General features: G+C 56.6%; 17 protein-coding genes and 1 pseudogene. 5 read left to right on the top strand and 13 right to left on the bottom strand.

Annotated features, from left to right (window positions below; all coding sequences use genetic code 11):
• Positions 1-584 precede the first annotated feature (584 nt).
• Both ACD590_RS33550 and ACD590_RS33545 read left to right on the top strand, forming a co-directional pair.
• A pseudogene (locus tag ACD590_RS33550) lies at positions 585-1,046 on the top strand (TonB-dependent siderophore receptor); the annotation flags it as partial.
• 346 nt (positions 1,047-1,392) lie between these two features.
• Positions 1,393-1,902: a hypothetical protein gene (locus ACD590_RS33545; protein WP_245384581.1), complete on the top strand. Its 510-nt coding sequence runs from the start codon at positions 1,393-1,395 to the stop codon at positions 1,900-1,902.
• Positions 1,903-1,932: 30 nt separating this feature from the next.
• Here ACD590_RS33545 and fhuB read toward each other — a convergent pair whose 3' ends face one another.
• The 3 genes from fhuB to ACD590_RS33530 are packed head-to-tail and all read right to left on the bottom strand — an operon-like array spanning position 1,933 to position 5,601.
• Positions 1,933-3,903, bottom strand: a complete 1,971-nt coding sequence (gene fhuB, locus ACD590_RS33540) for a Fe(3+)-hydroxamate ABC transporter permease FhuB (RefSeq protein WP_247264913.1) — start codon at positions 3,901-3,903, stop codon at positions 1,933-1,935.
• The gene (locus ACD590_RS33535) at positions 3,903-4,781 is read right to left on the bottom strand and encodes an iron-siderophore ABC transporter substrate-binding protein (protein ID WP_018246926.1); all 879 of its coding nucleotides are present in this window, start codon (positions 4,779-4,781) and stop codon (positions 3,903-3,905) included. Before ACD590_RS33535 ends, fhuB begins: the two co-directional genes overlap by 1 nt.
• Positions 4,782-4,794: 13 nt before the next feature.
• On the bottom strand, positions 4,795-5,601 hold the full coding sequence (locus tag ACD590_RS33530; RefSeq protein WP_439004399.1) for an ABC transporter ATP-binding protein: 807 nt from the start codon (positions 5,599-5,601) through the stop codon (positions 4,795-4,797).
• A gap of 310 nt (positions 5,602-5,911) precedes the next feature.
• On the opposite strand from ACD590_RS33530, the gene ACD590_RS33525 reads away from it, so the two are divergent.
• Together ACD590_RS33525 and ACD590_RS33520 are read left to right on the top strand one after the other, a co-directional pair.
• The gene (locus tag ACD590_RS33525) at positions 5,912-6,529 is read left to right on the top strand and encodes an outer membrane protein (protein WP_018246928.1); all 618 of its coding nucleotides are present in this window, start codon (positions 5,912-5,914) and stop codon (positions 6,527-6,529) included.
• A gap of 233 nt (positions 6,530-6,762) precedes the next feature.
• Positions 6,763-7,674, top strand: coding sequence for an acetamidase/formamidase family protein (locus tag ACD590_RS33520; RefSeq protein ID WP_018246929.1), 912 nt, complete (start codon positions 6,763-6,765; stop codon positions 7,672-7,674).
• A 253-nt stretch (positions 7,675-7,927) separates the two neighbouring features.
• On the opposite strand, the gene ACD590_RS33515 is transcribed toward ACD590_RS33520, so the two are convergent.
• The 10 genes from ACD590_RS33515 to ACD590_RS33470 all read right to left on the bottom strand — a co-directional run bounded on the left by ACD590_RS33515 (position 7,928) and on the right by ACD590_RS33470 (position 16,194).
• A complete protein-coding gene (locus tag ACD590_RS33515; protein ID WP_439004286.1) occupies positions 7,928-8,806 on the bottom strand; it encodes a glycosyltransferase in 879 nt (292 codons plus the stop codon).
• 41 nt (positions 8,807-8,847) lie between these two features.
• Positions 8,848-9,597 (bottom strand): class I SAM-dependent methyltransferase, encoded by a 750-nt coding sequence (locus ACD590_RS33510; protein ID WP_018246931.1) that lies wholly within the window; start codon positions 9,595-9,597, stop codon positions 8,848-8,850.
• On the bottom strand, positions 9,594-10,046 hold the full coding sequence (locus ACD590_RS33505) for a GNAT family N-acetyltransferase (protein ID WP_018246932.1): 453 nt from the start codon (positions 10,044-10,046) through the stop codon (positions 9,594-9,596). The genes ACD590_RS33510 and ACD590_RS33505 overlap by 4 nt, the downstream gene beginning before the upstream one ends.
• Entirely contained in the window at positions 10,043-11,014 is a 972-nt protein-coding gene (locus ACD590_RS33500) for a hypothetical protein (protein WP_018246933.1), read from the bottom strand. The genes ACD590_RS33505 and ACD590_RS33500 overlap by 4 nt, the downstream gene beginning before the upstream one ends.
• Positions 11,011-11,979: a glycosylase gene (locus ACD590_RS33495; RefSeq protein WP_018246934.1), complete on the bottom strand. Its 969-nt coding sequence runs from the start codon at positions 11,977-11,979 to the stop codon at positions 11,011-11,013. The genes ACD590_RS33500 and ACD590_RS33495 overlap by 4 nt, the downstream gene beginning before the upstream one ends.
• A 61-nt stretch (positions 11,980-12,040) precedes the next feature.
• The gene (locus ACD590_RS33490) at positions 12,041-12,739 is read right to left on the bottom strand and encodes a WbqC family protein (RefSeq protein WP_018246935.1); all 699 of its coding nucleotides are present in this window, start codon (positions 12,737-12,739) and stop codon (positions 12,041-12,043) included.
• A gap of 1 nt (position 12,740) precedes the next feature.
• Entirely contained in the window at positions 12,741-13,883 is a 1,143-nt protein-coding gene (locus tag ACD590_RS33485) for a DegT/DnrJ/EryC1/StrS family aminotransferase (protein WP_439004285.1), read from the bottom strand.
• Positions 13,884-14,003: 120 nt separating this feature from the next.
• Positions 14,004-14,222, bottom strand: coding sequence for a hypothetical protein (locus tag ACD590_RS33480; protein WP_245368936.1), 219 nt, complete (start codon positions 14,220-14,222; stop codon positions 14,004-14,006).
• Positions 14,223-14,415: 193 nt separating this feature from the next.
• Positions 14,416-15,318: a proline iminopeptidase-family hydrolase gene (locus tag ACD590_RS33475; protein ID WP_047622129.1), complete on the bottom strand. Its 903-nt coding sequence runs from the start codon at positions 15,316-15,318 to the stop codon at positions 14,416-14,418.
• Positions 15,319-15,381: 63 nt separating this feature from the next.
• On the bottom strand, positions 15,382-16,194 hold the full coding sequence (locus ACD590_RS33470) for a helix-turn-helix transcriptional regulator (RefSeq protein WP_018246939.1): 813 nt from the start codon (positions 16,192-16,194) through the stop codon (positions 15,382-15,384).
• A gap of 129 nt (positions 16,195-16,323) precedes the next feature.
• On the opposite strand from ACD590_RS33470, the gene ACD590_RS33465 reads away from it, so the two are divergent.
• Positions 16,324-17,214, top strand: a complete 891-nt coding sequence (locus ACD590_RS33465; RefSeq protein WP_018449004.1) for a proline iminopeptidase-family hydrolase — start codon at positions 16,324-16,326, stop codon at positions 17,212-17,214.
• The last annotated feature ends 38 nt before the right edge of the window (positions 17,215-17,252 follow it).

The following is a 17,252-nucleotide window of genomic DNA, read 5'->3' as shown; positions in this document are numbered from 1 at the left end:
TGCGCTTATCTCTGCAACTCCACGCAATCGATCCGCAGACGAAAGATGGACTATGAACTTCAAGGGAATAAGCGCCCCGCTTAATGCCGGCCGTCTCGAACAGATGCTCGGCCTTGCCCCGTCACGCCGCGATGCCGAAACCGAGGACGCTAGTGACAAGCCCTCCAGCAACGAACCCGCCCGCGGGCTGGAGGCTGAAAGCTCATGCCGTTCGTCTGCCTATAAATGAGAACCGATTGTCTGATTCGGACCGTGCTCAGCTCGGCCGCTAGCCGGTGGGTCGGCAATGGCGTTCAGCCGTATCGAAAATGGGCTGTAACGAAAGGATGGGGGCGATGGATGCGGACACGGCCGCCATTGTCAGCTGACAATTGAGCTAAGAATTTCCCGTGACTTCCGAAAGAGACGCGGGCGCTCTGGTCGCGTGGCATTCTTCTCTCGCTAGGAAACTCTGGGATTTTCGACAAGACCAACGCTTTGCTATCGCCACGGCCACAACGGCGCTCGCTCTCTCTGACGGGTCCTTCATTGCATTCGCCGTCGTCGAGAAGCCCACATAAACACGACGGTCTTGTTTGCGCTTGGAGCAGATCGGCAAGGTCGGCGTGCGCGGCATCGAGCTGGAAGGCAAAGCCGCCATCAACGACCGGGTCAATCTCACACTTGCCTATTCTTATTGGGATGCCGAAATCCGCGAGGACGGAACCGGCGGCAATATCGGCAACTGGCCCTCGCGCGTGCCGCGGCATCTGGCATCGGCCTGGCTCGACTACACGGTCCCTGGAGACGGAAAGCGCGGCGACCTGACGCTCGGCGGCGGTGTGCGTTATATCGGCCAGACCCATGGGGACGAGGCGAACACCGTATCGGTCGCAGCCTATACGCTCGTCGACGCAGCCGTCAGCTACAAGGTGACGCCTGACGTGACGCTTGCCGTCAACGCGACGAATCTGTTCGATCGCAAATATGTCGCCAGCAGCTACTTCGGCACAGAATATTACGGCGATCGGCGCAAGGTCGTCGGCACCCTGAAGTATTCCTGGTAAAGGTTGGCGGACGCCGCCTTGTCCAATCAAGGCGGCGCTCGCAATCTGCGCCAAGGGATCACCCTCTCGGCAATGTGGACTGCATTTGGTCCATTCCGGAAATGATAACCCCACGACGAGGCTTTGATTGACGCAAGAGGGAGCCGCCTCTACCTAAGAGCGAGTTTTCATTTCGAACGTGCTCCAATTTGGCAGGTTGAACATGTCCGAGAGTTCCCCGAGCTCAGTCCCGAAAATTTGGACGTCCCCGAATCGGCCCGGCTTCCGCAAAACTTTCGCTTTAGAACTCGACGACCATCTTGATATCCAGCATGCATCGCGGCAGCTTCTGCCAACCGGTCCAACCGTGGGGGCAGCGGGAATCGTTGCGCTGTTCGTCGCGCTGATTACCAATTTCGACAAATGGCAGGCCGGTGACGTCGGGACATTCGCTATCTATGTCCTCGCAACAATCGTTGCTGGCGCGCTCGGGGTCTTTCTGTTGCTCGGGCCGATCCGGCGATTCCTGCGTTCCATGTATCGCCGACGACTGGTGAAGGCGGAAGCGATCGGCAGGCCCGTCGAGTCTACCGTGGACCAGAGCGGCATCAGCTACACGGTCCTGGGTCAGACGGTCACATGTACCTGGGATTCGCTCTATGCGCTCGAAGAGGATGCCGGAACCTTCCACTTTTGGATGTCCAAGATGGTCTCTCATCCGTGGCCGGCGAGATTGTTTGCCTCCGAGGAGGAGCGACAGGTCTTTCGCGAAAGCGTATTGAAGTGGTCCGGCCGGTCGTTCTCCCCGCCCGTACTGGCCCGCCTCGGAGCAAGAGGCAGGGCCAACTTGCCGGCGAATGAGACGACGCCAAGGTGAGATCATTGATGGTGTTGCGTGGGCACCCCCTCAGCCGACAACGCGCTTCCGCATCAACAGCATCAAGAACGGTGCGCCGATGAGTGCGGAAACAAGACCGGCAGGAATCTGGTAGGGCGATACGATCGTGCGGCCGACGAAATCGGCAGCAACCATAAGCCCCCCTCCGATCAGAGCGGCACCAAGCATTTGCGGCAGCGCGCGTGCCAATCCCGCCTCCCGCGCAAGGTGAGGTCCCATGAGGCCAATGAATGACAATGGGCCAACCGTCAGCGTCGCGGCAGCCGTCAACAATCCTGCGAGGCCAAAAAGCGCAAATCGCGATTTCGCCAATGGTACACCGACCGCCGCCGAAGGAGACGGCCCAAGGGGAAGTATGTCAAGCCAGCGGCGGACGGCGAGCGAGACGGCAATCAGCACGGCGCCGAGCGCCACCTCCGTTGCGGCGGTCGATCCCTCGATAAGATAGGTGGACCCGCTCATCCACCGCATCAGCAGAACAGCTCTCGGATCTCCCGTCGAGCTCAACACGCCGACGACGGCATCGACCATCGCGCTTAAGGCAATGCCCGCAAGCACGACTCGCTCGGGAGCGAACGCCGATCGCCGGGAGCTGGCGAAGATGACGACAAGCACACTGATCGCACCGGCCACGGCAAAGGCAAATTGACCGGAAAACCCTGGAGCGACGGCAAAGAGGGCAATCGCAACTCCGAAGGTCGCTCCGGCACTGATTCCCAGAACTTCGGGACTTGCCATTTCGTTGCCGGTCAGCCGCTGAAGAATAGAGCCCGCGACCGCAAGCATCGCGCCCGATGTCAGGGCGGCGAGGATTTTAGGTATCCTGATGGAAAGGACATCGTACGAGAACTCGCCGGAAGCGAGAGCCCAGCCGCCATTGACGTCACGTCCGAGAAAAACGCTGACCGTCAATAGCACAAGCAGGCCGGCAGCCGCGATGATGACCGGTGCCGTTCCATCCCACCGGCGGGACCGTTTGAACGCCGGCGATTGCTGCAGTCTATGACGGATCTTCAGACGCGGCAGCAGCGCGAGAAGCAGCGGCGAACCGAAGATGGCTGTTACCGCCCCCGTCGGCAAAAAATCGCCAAGCCCCCCTGCGGCCAGTTGCAGAACAGAGTCGGCGAAGAGAAGCAGCCCGGCGCCGATCAGGGGGGACCAGAAGATGAGCTGCGCGGGACGCCGTGCTCCGGACAATCGCGCAATCGTCGGCGCGACCAGTCCAATGAAACCAATGACCCCAACGGCGCTCGTGACAAATGCAGCAAGCGCGACAGCAAGCGCCACGACAATGAAGCGCAGGCGGACCAATCGGACGCCCAGCGCCGTGGAACTGCTCTCGCCAAGATCGAGCAGCGAAAGCGGTCTCATCACGAAAGCGCAGACGATGGCGATGGCGCCGAACTTCCAAAGAAGCGACAAGGGAATGACCCAGCTTTGCTGTGCCAGCGAGCCGGCGCCCCAGATGAACAGGCTCGAGAGATAGCGCTGGTTCAAATAGGTCAGGATGGCAGAGAGGCCACCACACCATAGACTGAGAACCAGCCCCGACAGAACAAGCGAATAAGGCGAAAAACCGCGGCGCGCGCCCAGGCTGACGACGATCACGGCAGCGGTCGCACTGCCGATCAGAGCGACAAGATCACGGCCGGCGCCAAGCAAGTCGGGGAGAAACAGCGATGTTACCACCAGCGCCAGGTTTGCTCCGGCCGACACGCCGAGGGTGGTCGGATCGGCGAGCGGGTTTCGCAAAACTTGCTGAAACAGCGCCCCCGACAAGGCAAGCGCGGCTCCGGCAATCAGCGCCGTCGCAAGACGGGGAAGCGTCGAATAGGTGAACACCATTCGCGTGACATCGTAATCCGGTCGACCCATTTCTGACAGCGCTGGAACGGCAAGAAACCACGATGCCACGCCTCCACCGCCAATCAGGAGGAGGAAGACAATTGCTGGCCCGATATTGTCGCGGCGGGATACCATCATGCTTCTTTTTCCAGAAGATCTGTCAAAAGGCCCGCGAAGCGCATGGCCTCGTTCACCATGCCAAACATCAGGGCCGGCGGCAGAATCGACAGATGGCCCGGACGCGCAAACGCCAGCCTGTTCCACAGCGGGCTCTGAGCGAGTTTCGGAAGAACGTCCGGAGGAACGGGATCAAAGGCGATCAGACGCGCGTCCGGATCGGTGATCTTGGAGAGATCTTCAATACCGATCGTTTCAAAACCCCAGTAGTTCGACTCTCTGGTCCAGGCGTTGCGGACACCGATGCGCTCGAGCACATTGTGGAACAGCCCAGGACTCGAGTAGATGCGGACATGGCGGGCATCCATGAAATTCACGAGGGCGACTGGCGGCAGGTTCTTGCCCGCCAGCCGACTGCGGCATCGCTCGAAGAAGGCGTCGGCGCGCGCGAGGAACTGCTCTGCTTCATTCTCGCGGCCAAGCTCACCAGCCAATTTACGCGTCGCCGCGATGGCAGCGGGAAGAATAGATCCAATGCCCGGCGTAAAGACTTCCAGCCGAACGACTTTCGCCACCGACTGTAGCTTGGGCAACAGCTCATCCAGGTAAGGTGTGGTCAAGACAATGTCGGGCTTCAGCGTGACGAGAATTTCAAAATTGACCTCGAACGAACTGCCAATATCGACGACGGATTTTGGCATCGGCGGCTCGACAACCCATCTGTCCCAATCGGCGAGGTCCGAAATCCCGACCGGAGGCAATCCGAGGGATAAGAGAGTGGACGCAAGGCCATAGTCGAGGCTGACGATCCTTGGGCCTATCGACTGCGCAAACAGCGGAGCTGGAACGACCGAGGCCGCCGCGAACTGCAAAAGGGAGCGCCGCGTAACACCCATTGCACGCCTAGCCTCAACAAACATAGGCGAGCGGATAAGGCAGGTTGGGCGCGGAGATCACATCCATGTCGATCCCATAGATCTCTTGCAGCGTGTTTGGAGCAAGGATCGCGCTCGGCGTTCCGCTCGCAACAACGCGACCGCGTTTCAATGCATGGATCCGATCGCAGAAGCGAGCGGCCATGTTGATGTCGTGGAGAACGATGACGACACTGCTTCCAAGCTCGTGCGCCAAGCGTCGCACAAGGGAGAGCACCTCAATCTGATGCGCAACATCGAGTGCCGCAGTCGGTTCGTCGAGCAACAGGCAGCGAGCATCCTGAGCGATCAGCATCGCGATCCAGGCACGTTGCCGCTCACCGCCTGACAATGTTCCGACGATACGGTCGGCGAACTTCTCGATATACGTTGCTCGGAGGGCTTCCTCGACTTTCACTTCATCGTTCTTGGTGAAGCGGCCAAGCGCCCCGTGCCACGGATAGCGACCGCATCCCACAAGCTCGCGGACTGTCATTTCCGATCCGGTCGTGACATCCTGGGGCAGATATGCGACCGAACGAGCGAAGACGCGTTCACCATACGTCCTAAGATCCCGGTTGCCGTAAGAGATCGATCCAGCGCTCGGCACAAGCTGGCGAGCCAACATCTTGAGAAGACTGGATTTACCGGAGCCGTTGTGGCCGACCAGTGCCACAACTTCTCCTGCCGGAAATTTGAGACTTACATCGCGGAGAATCTCGTTCCCCTCTATCAAAAGACCTATATTTTCGGCGACAAAAGTTTCAGCCGTTCGAGGCGGATCTTGCGTCGGGGGGAGCATAGCCACGTGACATCCTTTAACCGGGTGATAGCTCGGTACTAAAGATGAGACTAGCAATCAACTATTTTCGTTGTTCCAATATCTCTGCCTAGCGCCTCGTCATCCTCACGCGGGCGGCAGGCCTTTCGGCCACCTGGTCAGGTTGACTTTCCCAAGTGCGATGCGCCGTCTCAAGGACGCCCAAGGTCGCAACATATCTCAACAATAAAGTGCAAACCGCAACACCGAACCGCAGCATAATGAATCGGTCCCAGCCGACTTGCCGGTTTGCTGAAGCCTTCTCCAATCATCGAAATGACGAGGCACTTTAATGTACACAAAGATAATCGCGCTGGCCGCTGTGGCTTTCTCGGCGGTGCCGGCCTTTGCCGCCGATGCCGTGGTTCAGGATCCTGCTTACGTTCAACAGGGACAGACCCAGTCGGCCTTCGACTGGTCGGGATTTTATCTCGGGCTTCAAGGCGGATACACCTCGACACATGCGAGCTACCTCGACGGTTCCGAGCAGGATCTTGATGGAGGTTCGACGGGTATCTACGGCGGATATAATTTCCAGCACGGTCCTTTCGTCTTCGGTATCGAGAATGACTTCAACTACAACTGGAAGGATGGGAGCGACGTTTCCCTCAAATGGGATGGCTCGGCGCGTGGACGTGTGGGATATGCCTTGGACCGTACGCTGATCTATGGAACCGGGGGTTTGGCGGCCGCGGGCGGAGAAGTCGACGTGCCTGGAATTGGCAAGAAGGACGACATTCTGATTGGCTGGACCGCCGGTGGCGGTGTAGAACGCGCCCTGACCGACAATATTATGATGCGCGCTGAATATCGCTATGACGATTTCGGACGCAAGGATTTCGGCTCGGCGCTCGGCGATTTCGAGGTTAATCAGCAAAAGGTGACGGTCGGCACGAGCTTCAAATTCTGAATGTCTGATCTCCTGTTGGGATGAGAAATCCGCGGCGAATACTGCCCGGTGCTTGGAGATAGGCTGATTTGACAACCTGCTATCGGCCGCCGGCATTGCGGCCGAACTGCATTTTCGGGCGATGCTGCGGATATTGGCATTGCAGGCAATCTCTGATCTAGTCTCGAACTCTCTCCGCCGGGCAGTTCAGCCGCAGGCTCATGATATTTGAAACGAGCGAGAGCCATATTCTCATGACCACTCACCGCTTCATTCCGACGATCTTTCACAATGTCATCGGCTCTCTTCCGCCGGCCCTGCGTATCGCCGACGGCGACACCGTGGTCACTGAGACGCTCGACGCCGTCGGGTATGACAAGGACGGCGTCAAGCAGACATTCGGCCCCAATCCGATGAACGGCCCGATCTTCGTGGAAGGTGCTGTGCCCGGAGATGCGCTGAAGGTCGAGATCATCAGCATGATCCCGACCAGGGCCACGGGGTTTACCCGCAGCGTCGTCGCCGCCAATGTCGTCGATCCCGAGACGGTTCGCGACCTGCCGGCGCGCGATATGGCCATCTGGGTCATCGACCGCGAGGCATTGACCGTTCGGCTTTCCGAGCCGGTCGCCGGCCTCGAAAACCTCGTTCTGCCTCTCACCCCGATGATCGGCTGTTTCGGCGTGGCGCCCAGCCTCGGCCAGGCAATATCGACCGCAACCAGCGGCGAATATGGCGGCAATATGGATTATCGGCTGTTCGGCCCCGGCACCACGGTCCGCTTCCCGGTAGCCGCTCCCGGCGCCCTGTTCTTCCTCGGCGACTGCCATGCCGTGCAGGGGGATGGCGAGATCGTCGGAACCGGCGTCGAGACGACGTTCGAAGTCACGGTGCGGCTGACGGTGGAAAAGAAGGCCGGACTGGTCTGGCCGCGTGGGGAAACCGCCGAAGACATCTTCACTATCGGCAACGCCCGGCCCCTCGATCAGGCGCTCCAGCATGCGACCAGCGAAATGTTGAATTGGCTGGCATCAGATTATGACCTGGACAGGACGGCGGCCAGCCATCTGCTCGGTCAGGTGGTGCGTTACGATGTCGGCAACGTCTTCGATCCCGCCTATACGATGGCTTGCCGTGTTGCCAAGAAATGGCTGGTTCGTCGATAGAGGGTTCTCGGGAGCTGCCGTCCCCGACAGGACTCTGGACCAGCCCAGACGGTGAAATGATGCGCGACGATCACCAGGTCTGCCATGGAGCGCGCCTCGTCGACGGAACGAAGGTCGCGTTTATGGCAACGGCTGATGACTTCGCAGCGGTCACCCCGAAAAATGGAGGGAAGATAGGAAGCGCCCGTCGTCTATCGATTAGGGCACCATGGGGAAAAGGGGTTCGACTCCCCTAGGGCGTGTCATTCCAGCTCTATGTCAATGCATCTTCGATCTGTGCAATTCTTGCATTAAGCTGCGGGAATGAATTTTGCCAATAGCGGTAGGTATTCACCAGGTTGCGATATGACGCAGGTAAATCGCTTGCTGGCAAATAGCCTTTTTCAAAGGCAAAATTAAGCACATCCTCATAATAGGTGATCGCATAGATGAACTTGCAGTTGATCTGCGGGTTCGACGTGGCGTTCTCATGACGCCTAAAGTACGAGAGCGGCTTGGGATGTATAACGAAATCGCCGAGTTGAGCCAATTCAACCCACGCCGACAGGTCAATCAAGCCTCGGAAGAGATCACCTTCCATGCGATACAACCGGAATTGTCCATCGCCGTCAAATGCGTCCGCCTTGCGAAATAAGGCTGTTGTGTACTCCCCAACAAGATTCACATGATTGAGGGCCGTCAACCTTAGGAAATCACGGCCGGAAACCATTTTTAAGCCGTCTCCGGAAGCGTTGAAATGGTTGATGAAACCAGTCGTATGATTTCGGTCATCGATCAGATGGCGTGGAGAAAACGCAAGGCGCGTATTTCTATCCCTTGTCGCATCGAGTGCCTCCAACAGGAATTGTACGCAAAAAGGATGAAGAACGTCATCATCGAACAGGAATTTTATGTATTCGCCGTTCGCAATCTGAACCAGTCGACGCACGTTGCTCTCGGGCCCGGGATTCGGATTACGGCTATATTGAACAAACCGAACATATTTATCACATATTACCTTGATTGCATCGGTCGGACAGTCGTCAGACACAAGAATTTCAGCATCGACAAAGCTCTGGGCCAGTGCACTTCGAAGGCACAGCTCGAAATAATCGGGATTATATGCAGGAATACAGATCGATACACGCGGCATCGATACCCTCCGGACTTAAGAAAGATTGGAATTGGACGCAATTACCGCGTCCCGCCAGCTTCGCACATAAGGAAAATACTGGCGCAAAGATCGGGATAGATTTGCCCCAGGTGATAGCATCCCTCGAGATATTCGCTGGAGATAATATCGGTCTCCAACAGCCGATCCCACTGAAAATTGGCCAACGCTTTGAAGAAGATGCCTGAGCGATGCACCACATTTAGCCCCGCTAATTTAGCATCACGCTCCAAGGTGTCCAACGAGTATGTGATCCGATGACCGTGTTCCAACTCCGCCGGCGTTACTGCCGAATTGTGACGTATCAAACCCATTTTGACCGCGATCTGACGTGAGGGAGCGTTCGCATTTGGGCAAACCAAGAAGAGCCTACCGCCTTCCGACAACCATTCCTCGTTGACACGTCTAAGCACTCCCACAGGATCATCCAGATGCTCGAGAACGTGCGTCAGCAGAATATTGTCATAGCGCTTGGGCAACGTCACGCCTTCGAAGACGTCGTTGATAAATATCAGCCCTTCGCCTAGATCGCGCTTCGCTATGGCTATCGCCTCGTCGGATGCTTCGACGCAGGTGATGTCGTCAAAATACGGCATCACTCGTTTGGTGAAATCGCCTCGAAAACTTCCAAGCTCAAGTAAACTCCCCCGACGAAAGAATGGAATAAAGGACTTCAGCATATAATGATGCATGACATCGAAATCGAAATTGTAAGCATAACGATGATCACTGGTGTCTTTTATTTCATTGTTATAATCACGCTTGTCGGTCACTTTTTGGCCCCCAAATCCAGCTTCATAATGAGCGTTGACTGCCCGCCACCCAACGGCACAAACCCAAATTTTCCGTAGACCGCGACTGCCGCCATATTCCCAGCCTCTACTTCAAGCTGTATTGTGCCGAAGCCTTTTTCGTCTGCGTGAGTGATGCATTGCTCAAGCAACGTCCCCGCTATTCCACGGCCTCGCCAATCCTCAAGCACACTCACGTTCGTAATGAATGCCGACTTCAGCTTGTCGTCGTTGCAATACATAGCCAAGAATCCGACTAACATGCCGTTCGACCATGCCTCGAAGCGCTCGGCATTTAGAAGAATTTTCTGCGCATAGATCCCAATGTCGATTCTTGCACTGAGCTCGGTTGCAAAACTCTCACCACACTCGTTTAAGTGTCGGGCTATTTCGTCTACCGAAGCGAAGTTGCGGCTCCAATTTGGGGTCAAGCGGTCCGCTCCAATATCGCAGCGCCGAATCCATACCGGCCGAAGTGGTTTCCGTTGTACAAAAGGTAAATAGCACCGTCTGACTCAAATACATGCGGATAGCAAAGCATGTCAGAATCCCACTCGCCACTTGTTCCTTCGATTGCTAGTTCGACGTCATCGCGCGACCAGTTAATCAGGTCGTCCGAACAGGCGTGGCCGATTTGATAGCCACGGCTTTTATTCGTGCGAAAATCTGACGATTGCCGGTAGCAAAAGAACATATGATGACGCCCCTCGATCTCGATGACCGTAGGTAAAGCCTGGCTTTCATCTGGACCAAGCCGATCAGCGATAATCTGTCGGGCTTCTTCCTTCTGCCAATTGATGCCATCCCGGGATGTTGCGTGACCGATTTTATAGGTGCGGTCTGGCGCGGTTTCGGAGGAATATACTTTCCATCCAGTTCCGAAAATGTACCACATGTGGAAGGTGCCGTTGATGAACCGTACGAAGCCATCGCCGACCAAGCAAGGCTCGCCGAGCGACGCAGACAAAACTGGCCCATCGCCGATCCTCTTGAACGACAACCCGTCGTCGTCACTGACGGTGAGGCCGATTGCAGTATCAACCGATACCGCAACCCTTCGATTCCAACCGCATGAGTAGCCGTAGATCTTTCCTTCATGTCGTATCACGTTCATCGGGAAGATACCGTGCTCGTCGAAACAGCCTAGTTTCCCAAGCTCTATAACGGGCCGGTCGGAAACTCGAACAATCCGATCCATTGTCTTATCCATATCAACGAAAGCGATATGGCTGAGATACTTGCCATTCGTGTCAACGGCGCGAGTTGAGAAGTATATTCGGATAAAGTCGTCGAAAACGAGTGCTTGAGGTGACTGCGCGTATTCGACACATCCTGCCGGCAGCTGATGGCGAGTGGGATCGAAGATCTTACCTAACTTCTTCCAGCGCATCTTCGTCATACATCACCCAACTTTCCGTCGAGGATAGCAAGACCGAAGCCATTGCGACCGACCTGATTGCCGAGATAAGCCATGTAGGTCTTGCCATCGATCTCAAAGACGTGCGGATAGCTGACCATCTCGTCGTCCCATCCCGTATCCGATACAGTTAGGCCAGCCTTGGAATCGTCGCGATGCCAGTTGATCAGATCAACGCTCGATGCATAGCCGATTCGATAGCCTTTTTCTTTACCTCTATAATTCGTGCTATACCGGTAACAGAAGAACATGTGGTATTTCCCCCCGGCAAAAATCACATCGGGGCTGGCCTGTGCTTCGTCATCTTCGACAATGCTGTTGATCAGGTTTCTATTTAGCTTTGTCCAACGGATGCCGTCTTCCGAGGTAGCGAGCCTTATTTTGTAGACAGGCTCAGCGCGCCCGTCGGCCATCTTCCACTTGGAGCCAGCGATGTAAAAGAGGTACCAGGTATTGTTAAAGCGCCGGATTTTGGGACCGCTCAAAACAAACGGCTCATCGGGCGAATATGGTAGCACCGGTCCACGACCTGCCTTCACGAACGTTCGACCTTCATCGGTACTTAGTGCCAAGCCGATACCGACGTTGAAAGGCACGGACTCGCAACGAGTCCAGCCGGCATAGTAAGCCCGAACGATATCGCCATCTCTTGCTACGGAAATCGGATAGGTACCAAATTGGTCAAATTCACCAAGGCTACCCAATTCCAGAACGGGACGTTCGCTGATGTGCCTGACTTTGAACAAATCAGCTCTGTCCACGTCGATATAAGCGGAATGCGACACATATTGCCCGGATTCGTCTGCCGGTGGTCGGCAGGAAAAATATACGCGCACAAAATCATCGAAAATCAGGGTTGCTGGCGCCTGAGCAAACTCCTTGAGCCACGGGCGATTCGTCACATCTTGCGGCGTGAACACCTTGCCCAGCTTTTGCCATTTAAACATCTACGTCACCGACTGGATTTCTTGATGGAGTCCGGACTGCCGAGTGCGGCAGCGACTACGGTTAAATAAGCTCATATTCGTTGAGTATCTTCGCCTGGATGCTCTCGGCGGAGTTGAACATGATCACGTCGATGATCGATAACCAAGGCAGGAATTCCGCTCCAAACTGGGGATATTCTAAAGGCTTCGATTTGATGAATTTCAGGTCGATGTCACGCGCATTGAACGTTTCGCGCGAATAGAGATCCACTCCCCCGATTGCGTTTATATATACGCTTGCACCGGCCTCTTCACAAAGAGCCAAAACCTTTGTCTCTGCCTTAAGACCGTGATCTATTTTCATTTTGGACGAGACGATGAATTCTGTCTTGATGCCGAGATAATCGCAAATTTTCGTGATTGAATTGAATATATAGGAATAGAGGTTGCTGTCTTGGAAGCGGATTGCCTGTTCTATCACTGGAAAAGCATTTGAAAAAAATGGTGCACGTCGATAGGCGCCTTGAATTTGATTAACTAGCTTATTGCGGTCGAACTCTGTCGACAGTGTGCGGTCGCATATATCTAGGCTGTCCGACGCGGCCTTAATCGGCAGAGAAAATGTATAATCTTCACCATTCCGCAGTATGCGGTTTCGATTAATCCAACCCTTTTTTGTATATTTTATGTTGTCGTAGACAACAAATTTATCGACCGCGTGGATCAGCTGAAAGTAACCAATATAGGGGAAGAAATATGGCTGCATGATAGCCAGTTTCATCTCATATATCCCTACTTGCGGTGAAAGCACCTGTGCTCAATGAAGCAATGAGCGCGCAGACCTTGTCGACGATCTCCATCTCCATGTCCGGATAGATGGGAAGGCAGAGCACCTGTTGTGCGGCCTCGGTTGCGACCGGCAGATTCGAGGGCTGCGAGGAAGGCAGGCTGCGGTACATCGAGAAGCTTGAAATCAGCGGATAGAAATAGCGGCGCGGATGAATGCTGTTTTCCTTCAGCCGTTCATAGAGCCCATCGCGTGAAATGGGATAGTCAGGGCGTACGAGGATCGGGAAATAAGAGAAGTTGGAGACGGTCTCGCCGGAACGGTCCAGGCATTCTATGCCGGCCACACCGAGGAGCCGCTCACGGTATGCACTGTCGATCAAACCACGCCTTTCGAGCGCGAGCTTGATGTATTTCAGCTGCAACAGGCCGAGCGCAGCGTTGAACTCGCTCATCTTGCCGTTCGTGCCTGGCGCCACCACGGTCACTTCGTCGACGTAACCGAAGTTCTTCAGCTGGTCGATGCGGGTCTTCGTCTTGACATCCGGGCAGATGATGGCCCCGCCTTCGAATGTGTTGAAAACCTTCGTCGCATGGAAGCTCAGGATGGAAAGGTCGCCGTGATTGAGAATGCTTCCCCGCTCGTCTTCCACGCCGAAGGAATGGGCGGCGTCATAGATGACCTTCAGATTGTAGAGATCGGCGATCTTCTGGATAGCATCGACGTCACAAGGGTGGCCGTAGCAATGCACCGGCATGATCGCCGTCGTCTGCTGCGTGATCGCCGCCTCGATCTTCGCTGGATCGACATTGAGCGTCACCGGATCGATGTCGACGAAGACGGGCTTTAAGCCGTTCCAGAGAAGCGAATGCGAAGTGGCGACGAAGGAATAAGGCGTGGTGATGACTTCGCCCGTGACGCGGAGCGCCTGAAGCGCCGTCAGCAGCGCGAGCGTGGCGTTGGAAAAAAGGCTGATGTGCTTCACGCCGAGATGGTTGCAGAGCTCCTGCTCCAGCTGCTGGTGGAATGGCCCGCCATTGGTCAGGACGCGATTGTTCCAGATTGCTTCCAGCGACGGAATGAATTCTTCGAGCGGCGGCAGGCTGGGCTTCGTTACATAGATCTTTTCGTTTTTCATGACGCCGTCGAGGAGTTGGGCATTATCGCGCAATGGGCCTGGTCCGAACATCACGGCTTAACCTGTTCCCAGGCTGACCAGAACATGATGCCGAAAAGTGTGAGCGGTTTTCGGACGACATCATGCTCTAATTATATGCGGCACGATTGCCTCCACGGGATCGCGGCCGAGGTCGATCGCAGCCCGATGGAAACGATCCTTGCTGATCTTCAGCCGCAGGATCATGCATTCGTGGTCGTCCTCCCAGACGCCATCAAGGCCGGCCGGCACCACGTCGATATCGCCATGCTTCTGCAGTCGGCGGTGCTCCCGCCCGTCACAGCGGCATTGCGCCCGCACCAGCCGGCCGAATTGATTCCGAGGCGATGATGGCGTGCCTGAAATATGCGTGCGGCCGCGCGGAATGCGCAGAAGCTCGCCTCCAGACCGCGCCAGGTACGGCCCCTGCTAGTTCGCGCTTTCTGTTTGCGGTTGATCGTTCATCGGTCCGTTCCTTTCACTTTTGAATGGTGTAGCCGGCGAACGCGCTTCCTCAATCGTGCCGTGCCAGGAAACCGGAAACGGTCGCCAGGCAAAGCTGCTTTTCCTCGACATGCGGCATGTGGCTGGAATTTTCGAAGAGCACCCATTCGCAGCCGGGAACGCGTTCGAGATAGGGCCTTACCACCAGGGGCGTCGCCTCGTCGTATTTTCCCGAAATCAGCAGCGTCGGGGCCTCGATTCGGTCGAGCCTGTTCTCGATCGTCCAGTCCTTCATCGTGCCGATGACGTGAAATTCGGTCGGGCCATTCATGTTGCGGTAGACGGTGTTGTCTTCGTCCATGATCGCAAAGGTCCGCGCCACTTCAGGCGGCCACGGCACCACCCTGCAGACATGGCGGTCATAGAAGACGCGCGAGGCGGCGATATATTCCGGATCGGTGAGGCTTCCCGCCAGTTCATGCTTCAGCAGCGTGTCCTGCACCTCTTTCGGCAGTTCCTGCCTCAGCCGGTTCGCCTCCGAAACCCAGGTGTGCATGTTGGCCGGCGAGTTGGCGATGACGAGCGCCTTCAGGCCTTGTGGCCGGCGCACCGCATGTTCGGCACCGAGCATGCCGCCCCAGGACTGACCGAGGAAGGCATAACGATGCTGAATGCCGAGATGGGAAAGCAGCGCGTCCAACTCTTCGAGAAACAGACCGACCGTCCAGAAATCCGGGCCCTTTTCCGGAAGTCGGGTGGAGTTGCCATTGCCGAGCTGGTCGTAATGGATGACCGGACGGCCGTCGAGGGCGGCGATATCCTTGAAGGAATCGACATAATCATGGGTGCAGCCGGGCCCGCCGTGGGCGACGACAAGAGGTAGCTTGCCGCTCTCCAGCGAACCGGTGACGCGATACCAGGTGTGATAGTCGCGAAAGGGCAGATAGGCTTCTTTGGTCGTGACTTCGCCCACTGGCGTCTCCATCTCTTAGCAATGAGAAAAAGCATAACGCGGCGACGACGGTGAAGGCAGCTATCACAAGTTATAGGGTGGCCAATTATGGGTCGGCCGGTCTTCGAGCAGGCGGTAATGGGTGGCGCGAACCACGGCCTGGGTGCGGTTGCGGGCCCCGAGTTTCTTTGTCGCGGCGTTCAGATGCATCACGACGGTCGGTACGGAACGGTCGATGATGCGGGAAATTTCCTTGGCGGAGTAACCTTCCGCCGAATGGCGCAGGCATTCACGTTCCCGCTCGGTCAGGCGGATCGTGCCAACGCTCTTCGCCCGCGTGTCGAAAAGCGAATAGGCGGTCTCATGGAAAACATGGGCAAGCAGGTTAAAGTCGGCGATATAGCGCAGTGCGTGCCGTTCGAAATCTTTGTTCCGGCCGAAGCGGATGCCGGTGACGGTTGCATAGTCGCCGCGTGGCATGTGAACCGGGACGGTGACGCCGGTCGACATATCGCGTTCGCTTAAATAACGCGTCACCGGCGCGGTGTCGTCGTTCATGAAACGGTTGATCAGCGTGTCGGCATCCGGGTCGTAGTTCCAGAAGAAGGGTGCGGAGGTGCGCAGCGCCACCTGCTGCACCGGATCGATACGGAAATAGCCGCGATTGAACCAGTAGTCGTGCATGTCGTCGGAGATATTCCGCAGCTTCAGCAGCGATGGTATCATGATCGCGCCGTCGAGATCGTAAGGCACCGGCGTATAGTCGTAGATCAGCGCCTCGAAGCCGATCTGCTTCATCGCCTCGAAGGCCTGGTCGATCCGGCCGTCCAGCGTCTCATGCGCTGTGAACTGCCGTCTGATCGTTCCAATGTCGTCAAGAATGGGGTCGTCAAGCATGGGCGGCTCCCGGGTTCGGCATTTCGGCCCACCCTATCACTTCTTATAGCTGGCACAGAATGCGGATTAAGGTAAAAATTTAGCCGTGCCCAAATATTGAGCAAGCGAAATCTTCTGCCGGAGCGATCAATGTGGCGTGAAATACGGCCAGACGAGCGATTCGAGATCGATGTCGATGGCTATCGCGTCGTTGCCTATAGTTTCGGGACCGGCAGCGAGACAGTTTTCTGCCTGAACGGCGGGCCGGGTCTGCCCTGCGATTACCTGCGCGAGGCGCACTCCTGTCTCACCGACAAGGGCTATCGTGTCGTCGCCTTCGACCAACTCGGCACCGGCGCTTCCGACCGGCCGGACGATCTCTCGCTCTGGACGATCGGCCGTTATGTCGAGGAGACCGAGACGGTGCGTAAAGCGCTGGGGCTCGGCAAGATCCATATGCTCGGCCATTCCTGGGGCGGCTGGCTGGCGATCGATTACGCCCTGACCTATCCCGAGAACCTCAAGACACTGATCCTCGAAGATACCGTCGCCGACATGCCGCATCTGATCTTGGAACTGGAACGGCTGCGCGCAGCGCTCGGCCCCGAAACGGTCTCGATGATGCAGAAGCACGAGGCGCAGGGCACCTACAATCATCCGGAATATCTCGCTGCCGTCACCATCCTCAACTATCGCCACGTCTGCCGTCTGCCGGAATGGCCGGCGCCGGTGCGCCGCTCGCTCGACGATTGGAACATGGCGCCCTATGAGACGATGCAGGGGCCGAACGAGTTCCTCTATATCGGCAACCTCAAGGACTGGAACCGCATCCCCGATCTGCCGCGGCTGACGCTGCCGGTGCTCATCACGACGGGAGAGCATGACGAGCTGACGCCGGCCTGTGCGCTCAGGATGAAGCTTGCGCTGCCGAATGCCGAGCTCAAGGTATTTGCCAATGCCAGCCATATGCCGTTCTATGAGAACCCGCAGGATTATTATCCGGCGCTTCTCGATTTTCTCGACCGGCACGAGGCAGGCTGATGCAAGAGGGAGCGGACCGAACCCGACGAAGACAAGGG

Source organism: Rhizobium sp. 862_C5_N1_2 (genome assembly GCF_051811205.1).
GTDB lineage: Bacteria > Pseudomonadota > Alphaproteobacteria > Rhizobiales > Rhizobiaceae > Rhizobium > Rhizobium leguminosarum.
The sequence above is the reverse complement of the archived record's forward strand: the minus strand, read 5'-3'. Positions and strand labels throughout refer to the sequence as shown.